The following is a 1,981-nucleotide window of genomic DNA, read 5'->3' on the forward strand; positions in this document are numbered from 1 at the left end:
GGGGCGGGCGTGCGTCCGGCGCTCGTGGCTCGGGAGCGTCCGGAGGTCGTGCCGCTGTCGTACGCGCAGCAGCGGATGTGGTTCCTGAACCGGCTGGAGGAGGCCGGTGCGGGCGCGGGGTACAACGTGCCGCTCGCGCTGCGGTTGTCCGGTGATCTGGACGTCGCCGCGCTGGAGGCGGCCCTCGGGGACGTCGCCGACCGCCACGAGACGCTCCGCACGCTGTTCCCGCACGTCGACGGCGTCCCGCACCAGGTGATCCTGGACGCGCCGGAAGCGCGTCCGAGCCTGCGGATAGACCGGACCACCCAGGAACGCCTGGCGGAGGACACCGCCGAAGAGGTCTCCCGAGGGTTCGACCTCGCCCGCGACCTGCCTTGGCGGGCGCGGCTGCTGGTGTCGTCCCCGACGGAGGCGGCCTTGGTCGTGGTGGCGCACCACATCGCGGTGGACGGCTGGTCGATGGGCGTCCTCGCCGCCGACATCCGGGCGGCGTACACGGCCCGCGTCCGGGGCGAGGCGCCCGCGTGGGAGCCGCTGCCCGTCCAGTACGCCGACTACGCCCTCTGGCAGCGGGAGGTGCTCGGCGAACTCGACGACCCCGACAGCGTGATCTCCGCCCAGCTCGGCTACTGGAGAGACGCCCTCGCGGGCGCGCCGGAGGAGCTCGCGCTGCCCGGCGACCGTCCCCGCCCGGCCACCGCGTCGTTCCGCGGCGCCGAAGTCCCGCTGCGGGTGGACGCCCGAACCCACCGCGGGCTGCAGGAGACGGCCCGGCGGAACGGCGTCACGATGTTCATGGTCGCGCAGGCGGCGCTCGCCGTCCTGCTGTCGAAGGTCGGCGCGGGCGACGACGTCCCGATCGGCACCCCGGTCGCCGGGCGCGGCGAAGCCGCACTGGACGACCTCGCCGGCTTCTTCCTCAACACCCTCGTCCTGCGGACGGACGTCGGCGGCGACCCGTCGTTCACCGAACTGCTCGCACGCGTCCGCGAGACCGACCTCGCGGCCTACGCGCACCAGGACGTCCCGTTCGAGCGGCTCGTCGAAGACCTCAATCCGGCGCGTTCGCTGGCGCGGCACCCGCTGTTCCAGGTCATGCTGGCCTTCCAGAACATCCCGGACGGCGACGCTCCCCTCGACCTGCCGAACCTCCAGGTCCGTCCGCTCATGGCGGCCGAGAGCGTGACCGCCAAGTTCGACCTGTCGCTGACCCTGTCGGAACGCCGCGACGAGAGCGGAGCGGCGGACGGAATCGAAGGCGGGATCCAGTACGCGACCGACCTGTTCGACCCGGAAACGGCCGACGCGCTCGCCCGACGTTTCGTCGCGGTGCTCCAGCAGGTGGCGGCGGACCCGGACGTGCCGGTGTCCGAGGTCGATGTGCTGTCGGCGGACGAGCGCCGGTTGGTGGTGGAGGGGTGGAACGCGACGGGGCGTCCGGTGCCGGGTGGTTCGCTGGTGGAGCTGTTCGAGGCGCAGGCGGCGCGGACGCTGGGCGCGGTGGCGGTCGTGTCGGGGGACGGTCGCGTGTTGTGGACGTACGCGGAGTTGAACGCGCGGGCGAACGGGGTCGCGCGGGCGCTGGGGGATCGTCGCGGTTCGCTGGTCGGCGTCCGGATGCGGCGGTCGGCCGACCTGGTCCCGGTGCTGCTCGGCGTTCTCAAGGCGGGTGCGGCGTACGTCCCGCTGGACGTCTCGCATCCGGAGGACCGGATCGCGGCGGTGATGGCGGAGGCCGAGGTGTCGGTCGTCATCACCGACGCCGACGAGTTCGAGCCGGTCGAGCAGAACCCGAATGTTCATGTCTCGGCGCAGAGTCTCGCTTACGTGATGTACACATCCGGTTCGACGGGCGTGCCGAAGGGTGTCGCGGTCACGCACGGGAACGTGGTGGCGTTCTGCCTGGACGAGGCGTGGCGTGACGATGTCGTGGAAAGCGTGCTGGTGCAGGCGAACCATGCGTTCGATGCGTCGACGT

At 72.3% G+C, this 1,981-nt stretch carries 1 protein-coding gene; it reads left to right on the forward strand.

Annotated features, from left to right (window positions below):
• Window positions 1–1,981, forward strand: a 1,981-nt coding sequence (locus H505_RS46075) for a condensation domain-containing protein (protein ID WP_157433238.1), incomplete at both ends; no start/stop codon positions are given.

This window comes from Actinomadura rifamycini DSM 43936, from assembly GCF_000425065.1.
GTDB lineage: Bacteria > Actinomycetota > Actinomycetes > Streptosporangiales > Streptosporangiaceae > Spirillospora > Spirillospora rifamycini.